Source organism: Jatrophihabitans sp. (assembly GCA_036389035.1).
Taxonomy (GTDB): domain Bacteria; phylum Actinomycetota; class Actinomycetes; order Mycobacteriales; family Jatrophihabitantaceae; genus Jatrophihabitans_A.
In genome coordinates this window covers 1-16,879 of the sequence record DASVQQ010000016.1, presented here as the reverse complement: position 1 = coordinate 16,879, position 16,879 = coordinate 1, and the positions used below count along the sequence as shown (strand labels likewise).

The following is a 16,879-nucleotide window of genomic DNA, read 5'->3' as shown; positions in this document are numbered from 1 at the left end:
TGACCTGCTCAGCCGCTGACCGGCACCGCGTCGGATCTGAGTTCGGCAGCCTCGGCCGCCAGGTCGGGTTCCAGCGCCGTACTGCGAGCGGCGTCAGCAGCCGCTCCGGCGTGATCGCCCAGCGCGTCTCGGCATTGAGCGCGTCGTAGCCAGGCCTGGGTCTCCTCCGGGGCCAGCGCAAGGACCGCGTCGAAGTCCTCGATCGCCAGAGCCCACTGGCCGACCGCTTGCCGGACGCTGCCCCGGTTGAACAGGACGTCGGCGTCGGGCGCGAGCTCGGCCGCGCGCGACAGGTTGTCGATGGCGGCCTCGAAGTCGCCGGCTTCGTACTCGATCGCCCCGCTCAGCGCCCAGGCCTGCGGCATCGCCGGGTCGACCGCCAGCGCGTCGGAGATCACGGTGCGGGCGGTGGCCAGGTCACCGGACTCCAGGGCGAGCCGGGCCCGCAGGCTGAGCAGGTGCGGGTTGCGCGGCTCCAGCGCCAGGCCGGCCTCGACGTCCCGGCTCGCTTCGGCCGGCCGTTCCAGGTCGGCCAGGATCCCGGCCCGGTTGAGCAGGGCGTCGACATGCTCGGGGTTCAGCTCGAGGACGTAGTCGAAATCCTTCAAGGCCGCGTCGAAGTCACCGGCAGCGGCGTAGATGTCGGCTCGGTTGTAATACACCTCGGGGAACGGCGGGCTGAGCGTCATGGTGGTCTCGTATTCCGCGAGCGCCTCGTCATCCCGGCCCAGCCGGCGCAGCAGGTTGCCGATGTCGAAGTGGTACTCCGGGTAGTTGGGGTCCGATTCAAGGACGGTCTGGTACTCCTGCAACGCCTCCTCGACCCGCCCCAGGCCGGCCAGCACCTGTGCCCGGTTGTATCGCAGCACCGACCGGTGCAACTCGTGCTCGCCGGGCTCGAGTTGCTCGTCCAGCTGCTCCAGCCCGATGGTGACCAGTTCCAGGGCGCGCAGCGGCCGGCCGCGGTGCGCTTCGATCAGCGCCAGCCCGTTGTAGTTGAAGACCGAGTGGAACGCACGCTGTTTCGGATCGGGCACCAGTGAGGAGATCGCGATCGCGATGTTGATCCAGCCCAACGCGCGCTCGTCATCGCGGCGCTCGGTCTGCAGGTGCCGGGTGTAGAGCATCGCCGAGGCATAGGCGAACTGGATGTGGAGCAGTGGATTGCGGGACTCGGCGCGGGTCTTCTCGCAGAGCAATTCGGCTTCCTCGCCTCGTCCCAGGATCGACAGCGACGTCGGCAGCTTGGCGGTGAAGGTCCACCAGAGATCGGTGTCGCCCGCGGAGTCGACCTCGGGGTCCAGCAGCGCGCGGCCACGGTGGCACATGTCGATGCAGCTGTCGTAGAAGCCCATCAACATCCCGTGTTCCATGGCTTTGAACAGCGCCGCCAGGACCACTTCGCGGGGTTGGGCGCCGTGTTCGCGGTGATACGGGATCGCGCCGTACACGCTGGAGCGATCGCCGGTCGCCTTGAGCTCATCGGCCCGCTCGTCGTGCAGTTCGGCTAGCTGGCGAGGGTCCAGCCGCGAGCAGGCCGCGAGCACCTGGGGATCGTCGTCCACCCCGTCGCCGGCCACGAAGCGCCGCGCGAGGGTGAGGTCGTCTTCGGTGCTCTGGTCCTGCGCCGCTGCCGGTTCGGTGCGGATCGACTGGCAGTGCCGCCGCAGTGCCGCGGGCAGCCCCCCGGCCAGCGGAGCGGTGACTTCGGGACCGGGCCGGTCATCGCTCAGCTCGAAGAAATCCGGAGTGCAGCCGAGCACGACGTTCAGCAACTCCGGGTCGATGCGGCGCAACAGGACAGCCAGGAATTCCTGGTCGGTCGGGTCGGCTTCGTGCACGTCGTCGATGAGCAGCCGGCCGGGGCCGTCGCCGAGCCGCCGGAGATGCTCGCCGACGAACTCCACCAGTCCATGGGCCAGTCGCAGGGTCCGCATCCGGGAATAGAACCGGGTTCGCTCGTTTGGAATCGCCAGCGACGTCAAGGTCTCGAGGGTCGCCGGAACCAGCTCACGCAGTTCCGGTGACACGCAGAGCAGCTCGATCTGGTGGGCATGCACCAGCTCAGGCCAGCGGCGCAACGCCTCTGGCGCCAGTACGCGCATCAGTTGACCAGTCGCGGTGTAGGGCCCGCGGAGCCGGCGATGGGCCGAGATCGGCGGGGCCACCAGCGCGAGCGAGGGCAGCTCGGCGATGCCCGCGGCACGGTCACGTTGATGAGCGCCCAGCACCACCTGGTGATCGGGGCGTCGGTTGGGTTGATCGGGTGACATCACCACTCCTGGATTCAAGACAGTGCTGGTTCGGGACGTCGGCGGCCGGCCGAGGCTGCTGCCCGCTTGTTCTGGCGCTCACGACGGAACAGGTAGACCGCGAGCAGGACCTCGCCGATGCTCAGGATCAAGAAGACGACGCTGTCGACCAACCCGAGGTTGCCGTCACCGCCATGGCCGACGAACCGGCCCAGCGCCTCGGAGAAAATCCTGATGGCCGCGGGAATCACCCCAGCTGCCAACGTGATGATCGCGAAGCCGTAGCCGAGCACCATCAGGGCCGAGTACCAACGGGCAGCCCGGCGGTCGCGCGGATGCCAGCTCTGCGGGTCGTGATGAGTCGGCCGTCCGGTCAGCCGGCGCCAGGCGTTGCTCAGCACCTGCTTGGCGGTGGTGTGCAGGTCAACGCAGCCCAGGACGGTGACGACCAGGTAGTAGATGTCAGTCTGCAGAAAGAACCAGCATTGCCACACGATCCGTAGCAATGTCATGTACGCCAGTGCCAGCGCGACCGCGGCCGGCCAGGGAAAGCTTCCGTCCGAATGCCGCAGCGCGGCGGCGAAGAGGCTGAGCACCGCCAGGACGGCGACATCAGAGTAGATGCCGGCCAGGATCGGCAGCACCCGTTTGCGACGCGGAACGGTGACCAGGCCGTCCATCGTGGTCTGAAACACCACGAAATACAGGCGCCGGCCGATGGACAGCTTCGAACGCAGCCCGAGCCTGCGCCCGGCCAGTGTGTGCGCGGCTTCGTGCAGCAGGATCAGCGGCATCTGACCCAAGAAGGTCACCACCAGCATCAGTGACGTGTACTGGGTGAAGAACAGGTTGGAATAGGTCGGCGCTATGCCCGGTGTGCGAATGGCTTCGACCAAAAACACCGCAAGCACCACCAGGTAGACCGCAATGCCGACCGGCGAGTACACCGCCCTGCCGAGTCGCGTCCACCGAACGGGTTGGGCCGCCGAGGCGACCGAAGCCTCGCCTGGGGGGCGGACGAAACCGAGTTCGGCGAGGTCGGCGACGAAGTCACTGATGTCCACGGACTCGCCGTAGGTCTCCAGGTACCACTGCGCTGCCTGCTTTGGCGGTGTGCCGTTCTCCAGCACGCGCAGCAGCTCCGCGCCGTCCTTGGGCAGCACGACGAAGCCGCCCTCGTCGAGGCGACCGACCGTCACCTCGTCCCCCTCGTCGAGATAGGTCAGGGGGTACATCGCGACCGGCCGGTCCTCATCGAGCACCGGGACGTCGGTTCCAGCACTGCCTGGAGATTGCAGATCAACCATGAGATTCCGCGGTCCTTCAAGATTGCCGTCGACGGTGACTGCGGACGTGCTGTAGTCACCGTCGACGGCCGGTGAGCGTCTAACCGCTTGGCATCGGTCCGCAGATGCCTCCATAGGCGGCAGTTGCGGCGCTGGTGAGGCGCACCGAGCCGGCCTTGCGGATCGTGATCTTCTTCATTTCTCACCTCCGTCCGGTTTCTCGGTGTGTTCAGTGCTGCTTCAGTCGGCAGAGGCGTGCCTGAATAGACCGCAGCGTGATTACTCAGCGCGGTGACAGTGGGAGTGAATGGGGTTTTCGTAGCTTTTGGGCTCTCTCAGAAGTAGACCTCAAGCCCACTCATGTGTAAACCCCTCACCAGATATCAATTATGACTAAAACGTTCTCGGTTGAGGACGGGTGACTTAGTGGGTGCCCACCAACTGCGATGAGCTGGCTGGCTAGCTGCGAACGATGCCGCTCGGCAGCTGCGCTTTGCCGCCCTGGCGCGGTATAACTCGGTGCGCGTCGAGCGTGGCTGAACAGGTATGCACCTCTCATAGATCGGGGAGACGACCATGACAGAAGAGCCTCGGCAACCTGGCCCCGGCAACCTGCCGCCGGAACCACCCACACCGCCCCCTTCCGGCTACGGCCAGCCGGATCTCAGCCAGCCCGGCTACGGCCAGCCGGGGGTTCAGCAGCCCGGCTACGGCCAGCCCTCGGGCGCCGCCCAGCCTGGCTACGGCCAGCCGGATGTCAGCCAGGCCGGTTACGGCCAGCCGGGGGTTCAGCAGCCCGGCTACAACCAGCCAGCCGCCGGTCGGACCGGCCTTCAGGGCTTCGACCCCAAGAGCGTCAACCCGCTGGACTGGGGGATCATCGCCGCGGGCACCTTGGCTTTCCTCTTCTCGCTGTTCAGTTACTTCACCTACAAGGTCGAGATCGCTCCCTTCTCGCAGAAGGTGTCGGTCAACGGCTGGAATGGCGTGTTGGCGCCGATGGCCACCTTGCTGGCGGTCGGCGCGGCGGTGCTGCTGGCGGTGCATGTGATCGGCAAGGTGCGGCTGGCGTTCCCGGTCCGGCTGGTCGTGCTGGGCGCTTTCGCCCTGGCCTCACTGCTGCTGCTGCTCGCGCTGTTCGTGATGCCGGGTAACGACGGCGGAGCCACCGCCGCCGCGCTCGGAGTCAAGATCGACAAGGGCCACGGCATCGGCTACTGGGTCAGCCTGCTGGCTGTGCTGGCCGGCACCGGCCTGTCCTTCAAGCGGTTCACCGAGACCGGCGGGACCCTGCCGGCCCGGAGCTGACGCCTTTCCGGCTGACGCTTTCGCGTCCGTCAGACCCGTGGCGCTACCCGGCGGCTGGGGACGATAACCCGTCCCCAGCCGCCGCGGTGCGTTATCGCCTAGATTCAGGGGCATGAATCAGCTCGATCAGCTGGCCGCCGGCGCCCTGGTGCGAGCCCGGCCATGGGACGTGGTGGGGGCGGCGCTCGGCGCGCCGATGGTGCTCTGGGGATTCCTGGGGTGGTTCGGCACCGTAGGTGACTCCGCCGGCGGCATGTCGGGTTTCCACTCCGGCACCGGCGCGGCCGGGATCGGCCTGGTGCTCGCCGCCAGCGGGGTGACCCTGCACCAGATACTGGCCGGCCGGCCGCACCAGGTCGAGACACCGCCGGTGGCCGCCATGCTGGCTGCCGCCGCGGCGATCATCGTGCTCGGCGGCATGATCGCCAAACCCGACAGCGCCACCGTCCAGGCCGGTTCGGTGGCCGGCCTGCTGACCGCGGCCGGCCAGGCGATCGCGCTGGTGTTCGGTTGGCTGCGCGGCAGCGGCAAGACGGTGCGGGCCGATCGGGTCCGGGCGCTGCAGGCCCAGCAGGCGGCCGCGGACTACGTGGCAGCCAGCCAGGCCTATCCCGGATACGGCCAGCCGCCGTACGGCTCAGCGCCTTACGGCCAACCGGGGTATGGCCAACCGGGGTATGGCCAACCGGCCTATGGCCAACAGCAGTACGGGCAACCGGGCTATGGCCAACCGCAGTACGGCCAACAGCAGTACGGGCAGCCCGGCTACGGCCGGCCAGGCTATGGCCAGCCCAGCTATGGTCGCGGCGGATATGCCCAGCCGCCGTACGGGCAGTCCGGAGCCGGGCAACCCGGGTACGGGCAGCCGACGCACTACGGCCAGTCCTCCTGGGGCCAGCCGGGTCAGCAGCCCGGCCAGCCGGGCCAGTCCACCTGGGGGCCGCAAGGCCAGGCGCCGTCGGGTCAGCAGCCCGGCCAGCAGGGCCAGCCGCCATCGGGCCAGCCCGAGCAGCCGCCTTCCGGTCAGCCGGGCCAGTGGCCGCAGCCACCGCGGTGAGCCTGCGCAGTCACCGCGCGGTAAGGCGCGGCCGGCCGGTCGGGCGATAGTCGCCACACCCGGCGCGCCTGGTCCGACATCGCGGCCCGCTTTGCGAGCCTGGATGGGTGAGTTCCGCCGACCAGCAGCACCCGCCTGGCTGGCTGACCCGGTTTCGCCACGGCGTGGTCTCCGGGGTAGGCCTGCTGCTGATCGCCGTCGGCTGTTGCGCCCTGGCCAGCTACGCGGCTTGGTTCATGCCCGGGGCGGACACCACTCCGGCGTCCTCGGCGCTCAAAGCCGCCGCCCTGACCGCGCTGGCCGGCGCGCACGGCGGGATCGTGCTGGCCGGCACCCAGGTCACGCTGACCCCGCTGCTGGTGACCGTCCTGCTCGGCTGGCTGGTAGCCGGGCACGCCCGACGCCAGGACTCCTGGTCCGGGTTTGCCGGCCTGGCGTTGGGCTACACGGTGGCCTCGGCGGTGCTGGCGGGCTGGTCGCGGCTGGGCAGCACCTACGCGCCGGTGCCGCGCAGCACGGTGGCGGCGCTGGTGTTCGTGCTCGCCGTCGGTGGCGGCGCCCGGTCCGCCGAGCTCGTCTGGTCCCGGCTGCCGGCCCGGTGGCGGCTGGTGTTCCGGGCGGCGGCTCTGGTGACAGCCGGCTACCTGGCGGCCGGCGCGCTGCTGTCAGCGGGCATGCTGGTCACCCACTTCTCCGAGGCGGTGGCACTGCAACGCCAGCTCGCGCCCGGGGCGGCGGGACTGCCGGTCGCGCTGCTGGCGATCTCGGCCACTCCGAACGCCACGCTGGCCGGCGTCAGTTACCTGACCGGCCCGGGGTTCGATATCGGCGTCCACACTTCGGTGTCGGCCTTCGCGGTGAGCTCCGGCCGGTTACCGGTGTTTCCGTTGCTGGCCGGGCTGCCGCTCGAGCAGCCGGCGGCGGTGGCCGGCTCGCTGGCGATCCTGGTGCTGGCGCTGCTGGCCGGCTGGGCGGTGCTGCGCCTCGTGTCGGGGACGCAGGAGACGCAGGAGACGCAGGAGACGCAACCCGCCCAGGCCGCGCCACCGGACCAGGGATGGCTCCGCCGGCTGGCCGACTGCGCTGCCGCGGCGGCGCTGGCCGGCGCGCTGCTGGCGGTGCTGACCGGACTGGCCGCCGGCGACCTGGGCCCGGGTGCGCTGCGTGGCGTCGGGGCGCGGTGGTGGGCGGTCGGCCTTGCCGGCGCGCTGCTGGTGCTGCTGGCGGCCGCACTCTGGCTGGGCGTGGAACTGCTGCGCGACCGGCTCGCCGAGCGGGGCCGGCCCGGCCTGTACGTGCTGAGGTCCGAGCCGGTCACCGAGCCGGCCGAAGCCCGCGAGCAACCCCGCTCGCACGAGCCGGAGCCGGTCACCGAGCCGGCGGCGCGCTCGCGCAACGCCAGCTAGCGGCACGCGGATCGGCCCCGGCCGGGCCCCAGTAGGGTGGCCGGGTGACCGTCCGGCTCGTCGTACTCGCATCCGGCTCGGGAAGCACTCTGCAGGCGGTGCTGGACGCCGCCGCCGATCCGGACTTCGGCGCCCGGGTGGTGGCCGCCGGCACCGACCGGCCGGGGTGCCCGGCGATGCGACGCGCGGCTGAGGCCGGGGTGCCGACCTTCGCGGCGCCCCTTGCCGACTACGCCGACCGCGCCGGCTGGAACGCCGCGCTCACCGAGGCGATCGCCGGTCACCGCCCGGACCTGGTGCTGCTGGCCGGCTTCATGCGAGTGCTGGCCCCGGCCACGGTCAGCCGGTTCGAGATGATCAACACCCATCCGTCGCTGCTGCCGTCGTTTCCGGGCGGGCATGCCGTCGCCGACGCGCTGGCGCACGGCGTCAAGATCACCGGTGTCACGGTGCACCGGGTCGACGCCGGCGTCGACACCGGCCCGATCCTGGCCCAGGCGGCGGTGCCGGTGTGCCCCGGCGACACCGTCGACACCTTGCGACAACGCATCCAGCTTGCCGAGAAGCCTTTGTTTCTCGACACGATCCGCCAGCTGTGCCTTGGACGAGGCGTCACCGAAGATCATGAGGAGTCGAATTCATGACCCGTATTCCCGTTCGCCGCGCGCTGGTCAGCGTCTATGACAAGACCGGGTTGGCTGAGCTGGCGCGGGGCCTGCACGAATCCGGCGTCGAGATCGTCTCCACCGGGTCGACCGCGGCCCGGATCGCCGAGCTGGGCATACCGGTGACCGCGGTCGACTCGGTGACCGGCTTTCCCGAGATCCTCGGCGGCCGGGTGAAGACGCTGCACCCGCACGTGCACGCCGGCCTGCTGGCCGACCAGGGCAACCCCGAGCACCTGTCCACCGTGCGAGAACTGGGCATCGACACCTTTCAGCTGGTGGTGGTGAACCTCTACCCGTTCCGCGAGACCGTCGCCTCGGGAGCTTCGGAGTCCGAGATCGTCGAGCAGATCGACATCGGCGGCCCGGCGATGGTGCGGGCCTCGGCGAAGAACCACGGTTCGGTCGCCGTGGTGGTCGACCCGGCCGGCTACCCCGAGGTGCTGGCCGCGGTGGCAGCGGGCGGTTTCGACCAGGCGAGCCGGCAACGCCTGGCCGGCCGGGCCTATGCCCATACCGCCGCCTATGACGCCGCGGTCGCCAACTGGTTCGGTGAGCAGACCGTGCTGGCTGACGCCGCCGCCGAGTCCCTGCACACCGAGTCGTCCTGCTGGTCGCCCTACGTGGGGGTGGCGCTCGAGCGGGCCGAGGTGCTGCGCTACGGCGAGAACCCGCACCAGCGGGCCGCGCTCTACATCCAGCAGGGCGCCGAGCCGGGCATCGCGCAGGCCGAGCAGCTGCACGGCAAGGCGATGAGCTTCAACAACTACGTCGACGCCGACGCCGCCTACCGGGCCGCCTTCGACTTCGCCGAGCCGTGCGTGGCGATCATCAAGCACGCCAACCCGTGCGGTATCGCCCTCGGCCCCGACGTCGCCGTGGCGCACGCGCTGGCGCACGCCTGCGACCCGGTCTCGGCCTACGGCGGCGTGATCGCCGTCAACCGGCCGGTCACCGCGGCGCTGGCCGAACAGGTCGGCGACGTCTTCACCGAGGTGATCCTGGCGCCGGCCTTCGAACCGGCCGCGTTGGAGGCGCTGACGGCGAAGAAGAACCTGCGGCTTCTGATGGTTCCCGGCCCGCGACCACGCGGCGTCGAGCCCAGGCCGATCTCGGGCGGGGTGCTGATGCAGGACGCCGACGCCCTGGACGCCGCCGGTGACGAGCCGGCCAACTGGACGCTGGCCTGCGGGGCGGCGCTGTCGCAGGACGAGCTGGCTGAGTTGGAGTTCGCCTGGCGCGCGGTGCGGACCGTCAAGTCCAACGCCATCCTGCTTGCCAGCAACCGTGCCACGGTGGGGGTCGGCATGGGCCAGGTCAACCGGGTGGACTCGGCCCGGCTGGCGGTGGCCCGGGCAGCTGATCGCGCCGCCGGCAGCTACGCCGCCTCGGACGCCTTCTTTCCGTTTCCCGACGGCCTGCAGGTGCTGATCGACGCCGGGGTCCGGGCGGTGGCGCAGCCCGGCGGCTCGATCCGCGACGGCGAGGTCATCGCCACCGCCGAGGCCGCCGGCCTGACGATGTACCTCACCGGCACCCGGCACTTCGCGCACTGATGTGCAGGCAGTCATGAGTTCCGATGACCGGCCCGACCTGCCGGCCTGGTTCGCGGAGCTGCTGGCCGGCGGGCCGGAGATCGCCGACGAGGACTTCGTCGGCACGGATCTGCGGGAGCTGTCGCTGCGGCGGCTGCAGTTCACCCGGTGCCGGTTCGACGAGGCGTCCATGGACGAGCTCAGCACCGAGGCGTGCAGCTTCACCGACTGCAGCTTCGACCGGGCCGAGCTCAACGGCTCCTCGCACCTGCGCACCGCCTTCGTGGCCTGCTCGTTCAACCGGACCCGGTTCAACGACGCCAGCCTGATCGAGTGCAAGCTGACCGGCTCGGTGTTCGCCGACACGCCGCTGCGCTCGGTCACCATCTCCGGCGGTGACTGGACCGCCGTGTCCCTGGGCGGGGCCGACCTGCGCGAGCTGGACTTCACCGACGTCAAGCTGGTGGACGCCAACGTCACCGGGGCCAAGCTGGACCGCTGCGTGCTGCGCGGGGCCAACCTGCGCGGGCTGCGCTGGGGGCAGGCCTCGCTGCGCGACGCCGACCTGCGCGGGGCGGTGATCGAGGGGCTGGACCCCAGGATCGTCGACCTCACCGGCGCCCGGGTCGAGGTCGAGCAGGCACTCGCCTTCGCCCAGTACCTCGGCGTCCGGATCGGTTGATCCGCCTGCTGCCGTGGCGGGCGGGCAACCGAAGCGGGACTGGCAAGATGAGCGGGGTGACCGCAACGATCCTGGACGGCAAGGCGACCCTCGCGAGCATCAAGTCCGAGCTCAAGCACCGGATCGCCGCGCTGGCCGCCCGAGGAGTGGTGCCGGGCCTGGGCACCGTGCTGGTGGGCGATGACCCCGGAAGCCGGTGGTACGTCTCGGCCAAGCACCGCGACTGCGCCGAGATCGGAATCGCCAGCATCCAGCGCGAGCTGCCCGCCACCGCCAGCCTGGCCGAGGTGCTGGCCGTGGTGGACGAGCTGAACGCCGATCCGGCCTGCACCGCGTTCCTGGTCCAGCAGCCCACCGGGCTGGATGAGTTCGCGATCCTGAGCCGGGTCGACCCGAGCAAGGACGTCGACGGCCTGCACCCGTACAACCTGGGCTCGCTGGTGCTCGGCCAGCCGGGCCCGTTGCCGTGCACGCCGATGGGCGTCATCGAGCTGCTGCGCCGCTATGACGTGCCGATCGTCGGAGCGCATGCGGTGGTCATCGGCCGTGGGCTGACGGTGGGCCGGCCGCTGGGGCTGTTGCTGACCCGCCGCTCGGAGAACGCCACGGTGACCCTGTGCCACACCGGCACCCGCGACCTGGCCGGCCAGGTGCGCCGGGGCGACATCGTGGTGGCGGCCGCCGGGGTGGCCGGCCTGATCACCGCCGACATGGTCAAACCGGGAGCCGCCGTCCTGGACGTCGGCGTCAGCCGGGTGGACGGCAGGATCGCCGGTGACGTGGCGGCCGGCGTGGCCGAGGTGGCCGGCTGCCTGGCCCCGAACCCCGGCGGTGTCGGGCCGATGACCAGGGCGATGTTGCTGAGCAATGTGGTGGCTGCCGCCGAGCGCCTGGCTGCGGGCTGAGCGATGACAAGCTGGTTGCCGGGCCGCGACCTCAAAGAGGTCCCGTTCGGCGTGGTGCTGCTGATCGAGCTGACCGCGGTGCTGTCGGTGGCGCTGGCGCCCCAGCACTGGCTTCGCGCGGTGGGCGGCATGGCTGTGGGGATGCTGGTGGCCGGCTTCTTCCGGCTGACCCTGAGCAATGAGCAGGCCGGCCTGCTGCGGGTGCGCCGGCGGGCCTTCGACGTCGCCTGTTACTGGGGGCTGGCGGTGTTCACCTTTTTGGTCGCGGTGGCCCTGCCTCCGGAGCTGACACTGTCCTGATACAATTTGTATCATGACGCGGGCGGTAGAGACCGAACGAGTTCAGCTCGAGTTGGCGAGAGCGAGCTACGAGCTGTCCCAAGCACGTCTGCGGCTGACCGACGCCGTAGTGCGAGCGGCGGAGGCGGGTTTGAGTCAGCGAGCCATCGCCGCCGCTCTGGGGACTAATCAGGTCGCCGTACACCGCATCCTGGCCGGTCGGCGCGATGAGCCCGCGCTACCGCCGCGAGTGCGGTACGACAGGCCAGACGCGAGGTTTCATTACGAGCTGCACCGCGAGATAGCGCGCCACATCCTTGAGGGCAAGGTGTCACCTTCACGTGCGGAGGCCGAGTTGGCGCGAATGCGCCGCAAGCTCCGCACCCCGGGAGCCGTGCGGTGGCTTGATGAGTGGGCCGTCATCCTCAGCTTGCCGGCTGAGCGCATGGTCGAAGCTTTTCTGGTCGGCGGGGAGATCGGCGAGAACCTGCGCCAGGTCAGTCCACTGCTGGGGATCGTCACCGAGGACGAGCGCAACGCGGCCTTGAACAGGGCCTATCGCAAGTGAACCGCGCAGACCTGCTTCATTCGATCCGCGCGGCATGTGACGTGGCTGAAGTCGATGAGGTACTCGTGCTCGGCAGCCAAGCCATTCTGGCCACTCGCCCCGAGGACGAACTGCCCGATCAAGCGACACGATCCCGTGAAGCCGACATCGCCGCCTGGCACGACCCCGACGAAGCCCTGTCGCACCGCCTGTCGGGGGTGTTGGGTGAGGACTCGGCCTTCGACCACATCAATGGCTATTACGTCGACGGTGTCAGCGTCAGCACCGCTCTATTGCCGCTGCACTGGCAGCAACGAGCGATCAGACTTGAGTCGTACTCGGTGGTCGGGCAGCAGACAGTGGTGGGCGTCTGCCCTGAAGCCGGCGACCTGTGCGTGTCCAAACTCTGCGCCCTGCGAGAGAAGGACCTGGATTTCGTCAGTGCTCTGCTGCGCGCGGGGATCGTCGACCGCGAGACGCTACGCGACCGGCTGGACACTGTGCCAGGCCTCGATCCCCTTGCCTTGACGCGTGCACAGGCCTGGCTGAGTAGCTTCCGCGACGCCGGGGATGGACCGCTTTGACGAACTCACGCCAACCGGGCGCACCATCATCCGGTGGCTCGCGGCGGCCGGAAGGCGGCGCGGTAATGTCGCCGGCATGACGAAAACACCCGTGAATGTCACCGTCACCGGCGCCGCCGGCCAGATCGGCTACAGCCTGCTGTTCCGGATCGCGGCCGGGCAACTGCTCGGCCCCGACGTGCCGGTGCGACTCCGGCTGCTCGAGATCGCCCCGGCGCTCAAGGCTGCCGAGGGCACCGCGATGGAGCTGGATGACTGCGCCTTTCCGTTGCTGGCCGGCATCGACATCACCGACGACGTCCGGGCCGCTTTCGACGGCGTGAACGTGGCGCTGCTGGTCGGCGCCCGGCCGCGCACCGCCGGCATGGAGCGCGGTGACCTGCTCACGGCCAACGGCGGCATCTTCAAGCCCCAGGGCGAGGCCATCAACGCCGGCGCCGCCTCTGACGTCCGGGTGCTGGTGGTGGGCAACCCCGCGAACACCAACGCCCTGATCGCCGCCGCGCACGCGCCGGACGTCGGCAAGGACCGCTTCACCGCGATGATGCGGCTGGACCACAACCGGGCGCTGAGCCAGCTGGCGAAGAGGACCGGCACCCCGGTGGGCGAGATCCGCAAGCTCACCGTCTGGGGCAACCACTCGGTCACCCAGTACCCCGACATCCGGCAGGCCGAGGTGGCCGGCAAGAACGCCGCCGAGCTGGTGGCTGACCAGGCCTGGATCGAGAACGAGTTCATCCCGACGGTAGCCAAGCGCGGCGCGGCGATCATCGAGGCCCGCGGCGCCAGCTCGGCCGCCTCGGCCGCCAACGCCGCGATCGACCACGTCCATGACTGGGTCAACGGCACTGCCGAGGGCGACTGGACCTCGGTGGGCATGGTCTCCGACGGCTCGTACGGCATTCCCGAAGGCCTGATCGCCGGCTTCCCGGCAGTCTCGGTGAACGGCAGCTGGCAGATCGTGCAGGGCATCGAGATCGACGACTTCTCCCGGACCCGGATCGACGCCTCGGTCGCCGAGCTGGTCAGCGAGCGCGACGCGGTCACCGAGCTGGGCCTGCTCTGAGCTGGGCTGGATCTGAGCTGTATTTGAACCGGCCGCCCGGCAGGCGCGATCGCCTGCCGGGTTCAGCGTCTCAGCCCCCGGCTCACAGCTCGCGAAGCACCGCCTGCCGCAGGATGTCCAGGCCGAGCCCGCCGAGGTCCAGTGCCCGGCGGTGGAAGGCCTTGAGGTCGAAGTCCACACCTTCGCGGGCTCGAGTCTCATCGCGCAGCTGCAGCCACAGCCGCTCGCCGATCTTGTAGGACGGCGCCTGGCCCGGCCAGCCCAGGTAGCGCTCCAGCTCGTAGCGCAGGAACTCCGGGGCCATGTTGGCGTGGCTGCTCAGGAATTGCCACGCCTTGTCATAGGTCCACGAGCCGCCCCCGACCTCGGCCGGCGCCGGCAGGTCACAGTGCACGCCGATGTCGATCACGACCCGGGCCGCGCGCAGCGACTGGCCGTCCAGCAGCCCCAACCGGTTGCCCGGATCGTCCATGAAGCCGAGGTCGGCCATCAGCCATTCGGCGTACAGCGCCCAGCCCTCGCCATGCCCGGACACCCAGGACGCCAGCCGGCGCCAGCGGTTGAGCGAGTCCTTGCACTCAACCGCCCGGGCGATCTGCAGGTGATGCCCCGGAACCCCTTCGTGGTAGACGGTGGTCAGCTCCCGCCAGGTGGCGAACTCGGTGACTCCGGCCGGCACCGACCACCACATCCGGCCCGGTCGGGAGAAGTCGTCCGAGGGACCGGAGTAGTAGATGACGCCGGTGTGGGTGGGCGCGATCCGGCATTCCAGCCTGCGGAGCTGCTCGGAGATCTCGAAGTGGCTGCCGGCCAGGGCCTCGATCGCGGCGTCGGATCGCTCCTGCATCCAGGCCTGCAACTGCTCGGTGCCGCGCAGCTTGCGGACCGGGTCGGCGTCCAGGACCTCGATCGCCTCGGCCACCGTGGCGCCGGACTTGATCTCGTCGGCTGTCTCGGCCATCAGCCGGTCGATCCGGGCCACCTCGTCCAGGCCCCACGCGTAGGTCTCGGCCAGGTCCACCGACGCGCCGAGGAACTGGCGCGACAGCACCGGGTAGCGCTGCGCGCCGATGGCATCGGTGGCCGGCGCCTGGCCGATCAGCTCGTCGGCGAGGAAGTCGCGCAGCCGCTGGTAACCGGCCTGGGCGGCCTGCGCGCCCCGGTCCAGGTCGGCTTGCAGCGAGTCCGGGATCGTCGCCGCGTCGCGGGCCCCGGCGGCGAAGCCGGCGAAGAAGCCGTCTGGGCCCAGGTTGTCCTCGCACTGGACGATGCACGCCTGAACCTGCCTGCGCGGCGCGACGTCACCGCGGCTGGCGGCCAGCCGGAGCGACTCCAGGTAGCCCTCGACCGCCGCCGGCAGGGCACTGAGCCGGCTGGCGATCCGCGACCACTCCTCGGCGGTGCCGGTGGGCATCAGGTCGAAGACGTCGCGCAGGTTCTGCACCGGGCTGGCGATGTTGTTCAGCTCCGAAAGCGGCATCCCGAGCTCGTACAGGTCGTCCTGGACTCCCAGCCGTTCGATCATCGCGGCGATAGTCACCTTGTCGGTGTCGTCCGCCGGGCTGGCCTGGCCCAGCTCCCGCAACGTGCGCCGGTTCAGTTCCGCCAGGGCCTGCAGGCCGGCCGGGGACAGGTCGGGCATCCGGTCGTCGAAGCCGGGAGCGCCGATGAAGGTGGCCGTCAGCGGGTCGAGCTCGAGTTGGGCGTCGAGGTGGCTTTCAGCGAGGGCGTCCACGTCAGTGCGATCACGAGCCGTACCGCCGGCAGTCGGGGCGTCGGTGGAGGGGGGAGTCATAGTTGTGCAACCTAATACCCGATTCGGACAGGAGCCAAGCCGCCGGCGCCCGGCGCCACCCGGATCGGGCGGCAGGGGTGATCGCCTAAACTTCGGAGCAAGCAGCGCCACCGGGGCTCCCGGTGCGGCGCCCGCACACTCGAGAGGCGATCCATGTCGAAGATCAAGGTGGTAGGTACCGTCGTCGAGCTGGACGGCGATGAGATGACCAGGATCATCTGGCAGTTCATCAAGGACCGGCTGATCCATCCGTACCTGGATGTGAACCTCGATTACTACGACCTCGGTATCGAGCACCGCGACGCCACCGACGATCAGGTCACCGTCGACGCGGCCGAGGCGATCAAGCGGCACGGGGTCGGCGTCAAGTGCGCCACCATCACCCCGGACGAGGCCCGGGTCGAGGAGTTCGGCCTCAAGCAGATGTGGCGCTCGCCCAACGGCACCATCCGCAACATCCTGGGCGGCGTGATCTTCCGCGAGCCGATCATCATGGCCAACGTGCCCCGGCTGGTGCCGGGCTGGACCAAGCCCATCGTGGTCGGCCGGCACGCGTTCGGCGACCAGTACCGGGCCACCGACCTGGTCGTTCCCGGCGAGGGCACCCTGACGCTGACCTTCACGCCGAAGGACGGCGGTGAGCCCACCGAGCTGAACGTCTTCGAGTTCCCCGGCGGCGGCGTCGCGCTGGCGATGTACAACCTCGACGCGTCCATCCGGGACTTCGCGCGGGCCTCGTTCAACTACGGCCTGCAGCGCAACTACCCGGTGTACCTCTCCACCAAGAACACCATCCTCAAGAAGTACGACGGCCGGTTCAAGGACATCTTCGCCGAGATCTTCGAGTCCGAGTTCAAGGCAGACTTCGACGCGGCGGGCCTGACCTATGAGCACCGGCTGATCGACGACATGGTTGCCGCCGCGCTGAAGTGGGAGGGCGGCTACGTCTGGGCCTGCAAGAACTACGACGGCGACGTGCAGTCCGACATCGTGGCGCAGGGCTTCGGCTCACTCGGCCTGATGACCTCCGTGCTGCTCTCCCCCGACGGCAACACCGTCGAGTCCGAGGCCGCCCACGGCACCGTCACCCGCCACTACCGCGAGCACCAGAAGGGCCGCGAGACCAGCACCAACCCGATCGCCTCGATCTTCGCCTGGACCGGTGGGTTGAAGCACCGCGGCAAGCTGGACGGCACCCCCGAGGTCACCGGCTTCGCCGAGGCGCTCGAGCGGGTCTGCATCCAGACCGTCGAGAGCGGCTCCATGACGAAGGACCTCGCCATCCTCATCGGCAAGGACCAGCCCTGGCTGAACACCCAGGCCTTCCTGGCGAAGCTCGACGAGAACCTGAAGAAGGCGATGGCCTGACCGCGGCCTGAATCCCGGCCGGGGGCGGGCCTTCCGGGGCCCGCCCTTTTTCGTGCCCGCCGCGCCGGAGCGTCCCGATGCACTCGCTCAGCCCGCTCGACTGGATCGCCTTCGGCCTCTTCGCGGCCTGCTGGTTCGGCTACT

At 69.9% G+C, this 16,879-nt stretch carries 15 protein-coding genes; 12 read left to right on the top strand and 3 right to left on the bottom strand.

Annotated elements, in window-relative coordinates; all coding sequences use genetic code 11:
* Positions 1–8: 8 nt before the first annotated feature.
* Positions 9–2,273, bottom strand: a complete 2,265-nt coding sequence (locus VF557_11440) for a tetratricopeptide repeat protein (GenBank protein HEX8080816.1) — start codon at positions 2,271–2,273, stop codon at positions 9–11.
* 14 nt (positions 2,274–2,287) lie between these two features.
* A complete protein-coding gene (locus tag VF557_11435) occupies positions 2,288–3,559 on the bottom strand; it encodes a hypothetical protein (GenBank protein ID HEX8080815.1) in 1,272 nt (423 codons plus the stop codon).
* Between the two features lie 555 nt (positions 3,560–4,114).
* Here VF557_11435 and VF557_11430 point away from each other — a divergent pair.
* The 11 genes from VF557_11430 (at position 4,115) to VF557_11380 (ending at position 13,572) form a co-directional block, all read left to right on the top strand.
* A complete protein-coding gene (locus tag VF557_11430; GenBank protein ID HEX8080814.1) occupies positions 4,115–4,846 on the top strand; it encodes a hypothetical protein in 732 nt (243 codons plus the stop codon).
* 112 nt (positions 4,847–4,958) lie between these two features.
* A complete protein-coding gene (locus tag VF557_11425; GenBank protein ID HEX8080813.1) occupies positions 4,959–5,903 on the top strand; it encodes a hypothetical protein in 945 nt (314 codons plus the stop codon).
* 107 nt (positions 5,904–6,010) lie between these two features.
* Positions 6,011–7,309 carry a DUF6350 family protein gene (locus VF557_11420; protein ID HEX8080812.1) on the top strand — a complete coding sequence of 433 codons (1,299 nt, stop codon included), beginning with the start codon at positions 6,011–6,013 and terminating at the stop codon, positions 7,307–7,309.
* Positions 7,310–7,353: 44 nt separating this feature from the next.
* Positions 7,354–7,953 (top strand): phosphoribosylglycinamide formyltransferase, encoded by a 600-nt coding sequence (gene purN, locus VF557_11415; protein ID HEX8080811.1) that lies wholly within the window; start codon positions 7,354–7,356, stop codon positions 7,951–7,953.
* Entirely contained in the window at positions 7,950–9,530 is a 1,581-nt protein-coding gene (purH, locus tag VF557_11410; protein HEX8080810.1) for a bifunctional phosphoribosylaminoimidazolecarboxamide formyltransferase/IMP cyclohydrolase, read from the top strand. The genes purN and purH overlap by 4 nt, the downstream gene beginning before the upstream one ends.
* Positions 9,531–9,543: 13 nt before the next feature.
* Positions 9,544–10,191, top strand: a complete 648-nt coding sequence (locus VF557_11405) for a pentapeptide repeat-containing protein (GenBank protein ID HEX8080809.1) — start codon at positions 9,544–9,546, stop codon at positions 10,189–10,191.
* Positions 10,192–10,247: 56 nt separating this feature from the next.
* Positions 10,248–11,096 (top strand): bifunctional methylenetetrahydrofolate dehydrogenase/methenyltetrahydrofolate cyclohydrolase, encoded by an 849-nt coding sequence (locus VF557_11400; GenBank protein ID HEX8080808.1) that lies wholly within the window; start codon positions 10,248–10,250, stop codon positions 11,094–11,096.
* A gap of 3 nt (positions 11,097–11,099) precedes the next feature.
* A complete protein-coding gene (locus tag VF557_11395; GenBank protein ID HEX8080807.1) occupies positions 11,100–11,396 on the top strand; it encodes a DUF3017 domain-containing protein in 297 nt (98 codons plus the stop codon).
* Between the two features lie 13 nt (positions 11,397–11,409).
* Entirely contained in the window at positions 11,410–11,943 is a 534-nt protein-coding gene (locus VF557_11390) for a hypothetical protein (GenBank protein ID HEX8080806.1), read from the top strand.
* The gene (locus VF557_11385; protein ID HEX8080805.1) at positions 11,940–12,506 is read left to right on the top strand and encodes a DUF6036 family nucleotidyltransferase; all 567 of its coding nucleotides are present in this window, start codon (positions 11,940–11,942) and stop codon (positions 12,504–12,506) included. The genes VF557_11390 and VF557_11385 overlap by 4 nt, the downstream gene beginning before the upstream one ends.
* Positions 12,507–12,582: 76 nt before the next feature.
* A complete protein-coding gene (locus tag VF557_11380; GenBank protein ID HEX8080804.1) occupies positions 12,583–13,572 on the top strand; it encodes a malate dehydrogenase in 990 nt (329 codons plus the stop codon).
* 82 nt (positions 13,573–13,654) lie between these two features.
* Here the strand turns inward: VF557_11380 and VF557_11375 are convergent, their stop codons facing one another.
* Entirely contained in the window at positions 13,655–15,367 is a 1,713-nt protein-coding gene (locus VF557_11375) for a DUF885 domain-containing protein (GenBank protein HEX8080803.1), read from the bottom strand.
* A gap of 153 nt (positions 15,368–15,520) precedes the next feature.
* Between VF557_11375 and VF557_11370 the strand changes: the two genes are divergently transcribed.
* A complete protein-coding gene (locus VF557_11370; protein HEX8080802.1) occupies positions 15,521–16,735 on the top strand; it encodes an NADP-dependent isocitrate dehydrogenase in 1,215 nt (404 codons plus the stop codon).
* The last annotated feature ends 144 nt before the right edge of the window (positions 16,736–16,879 follow it).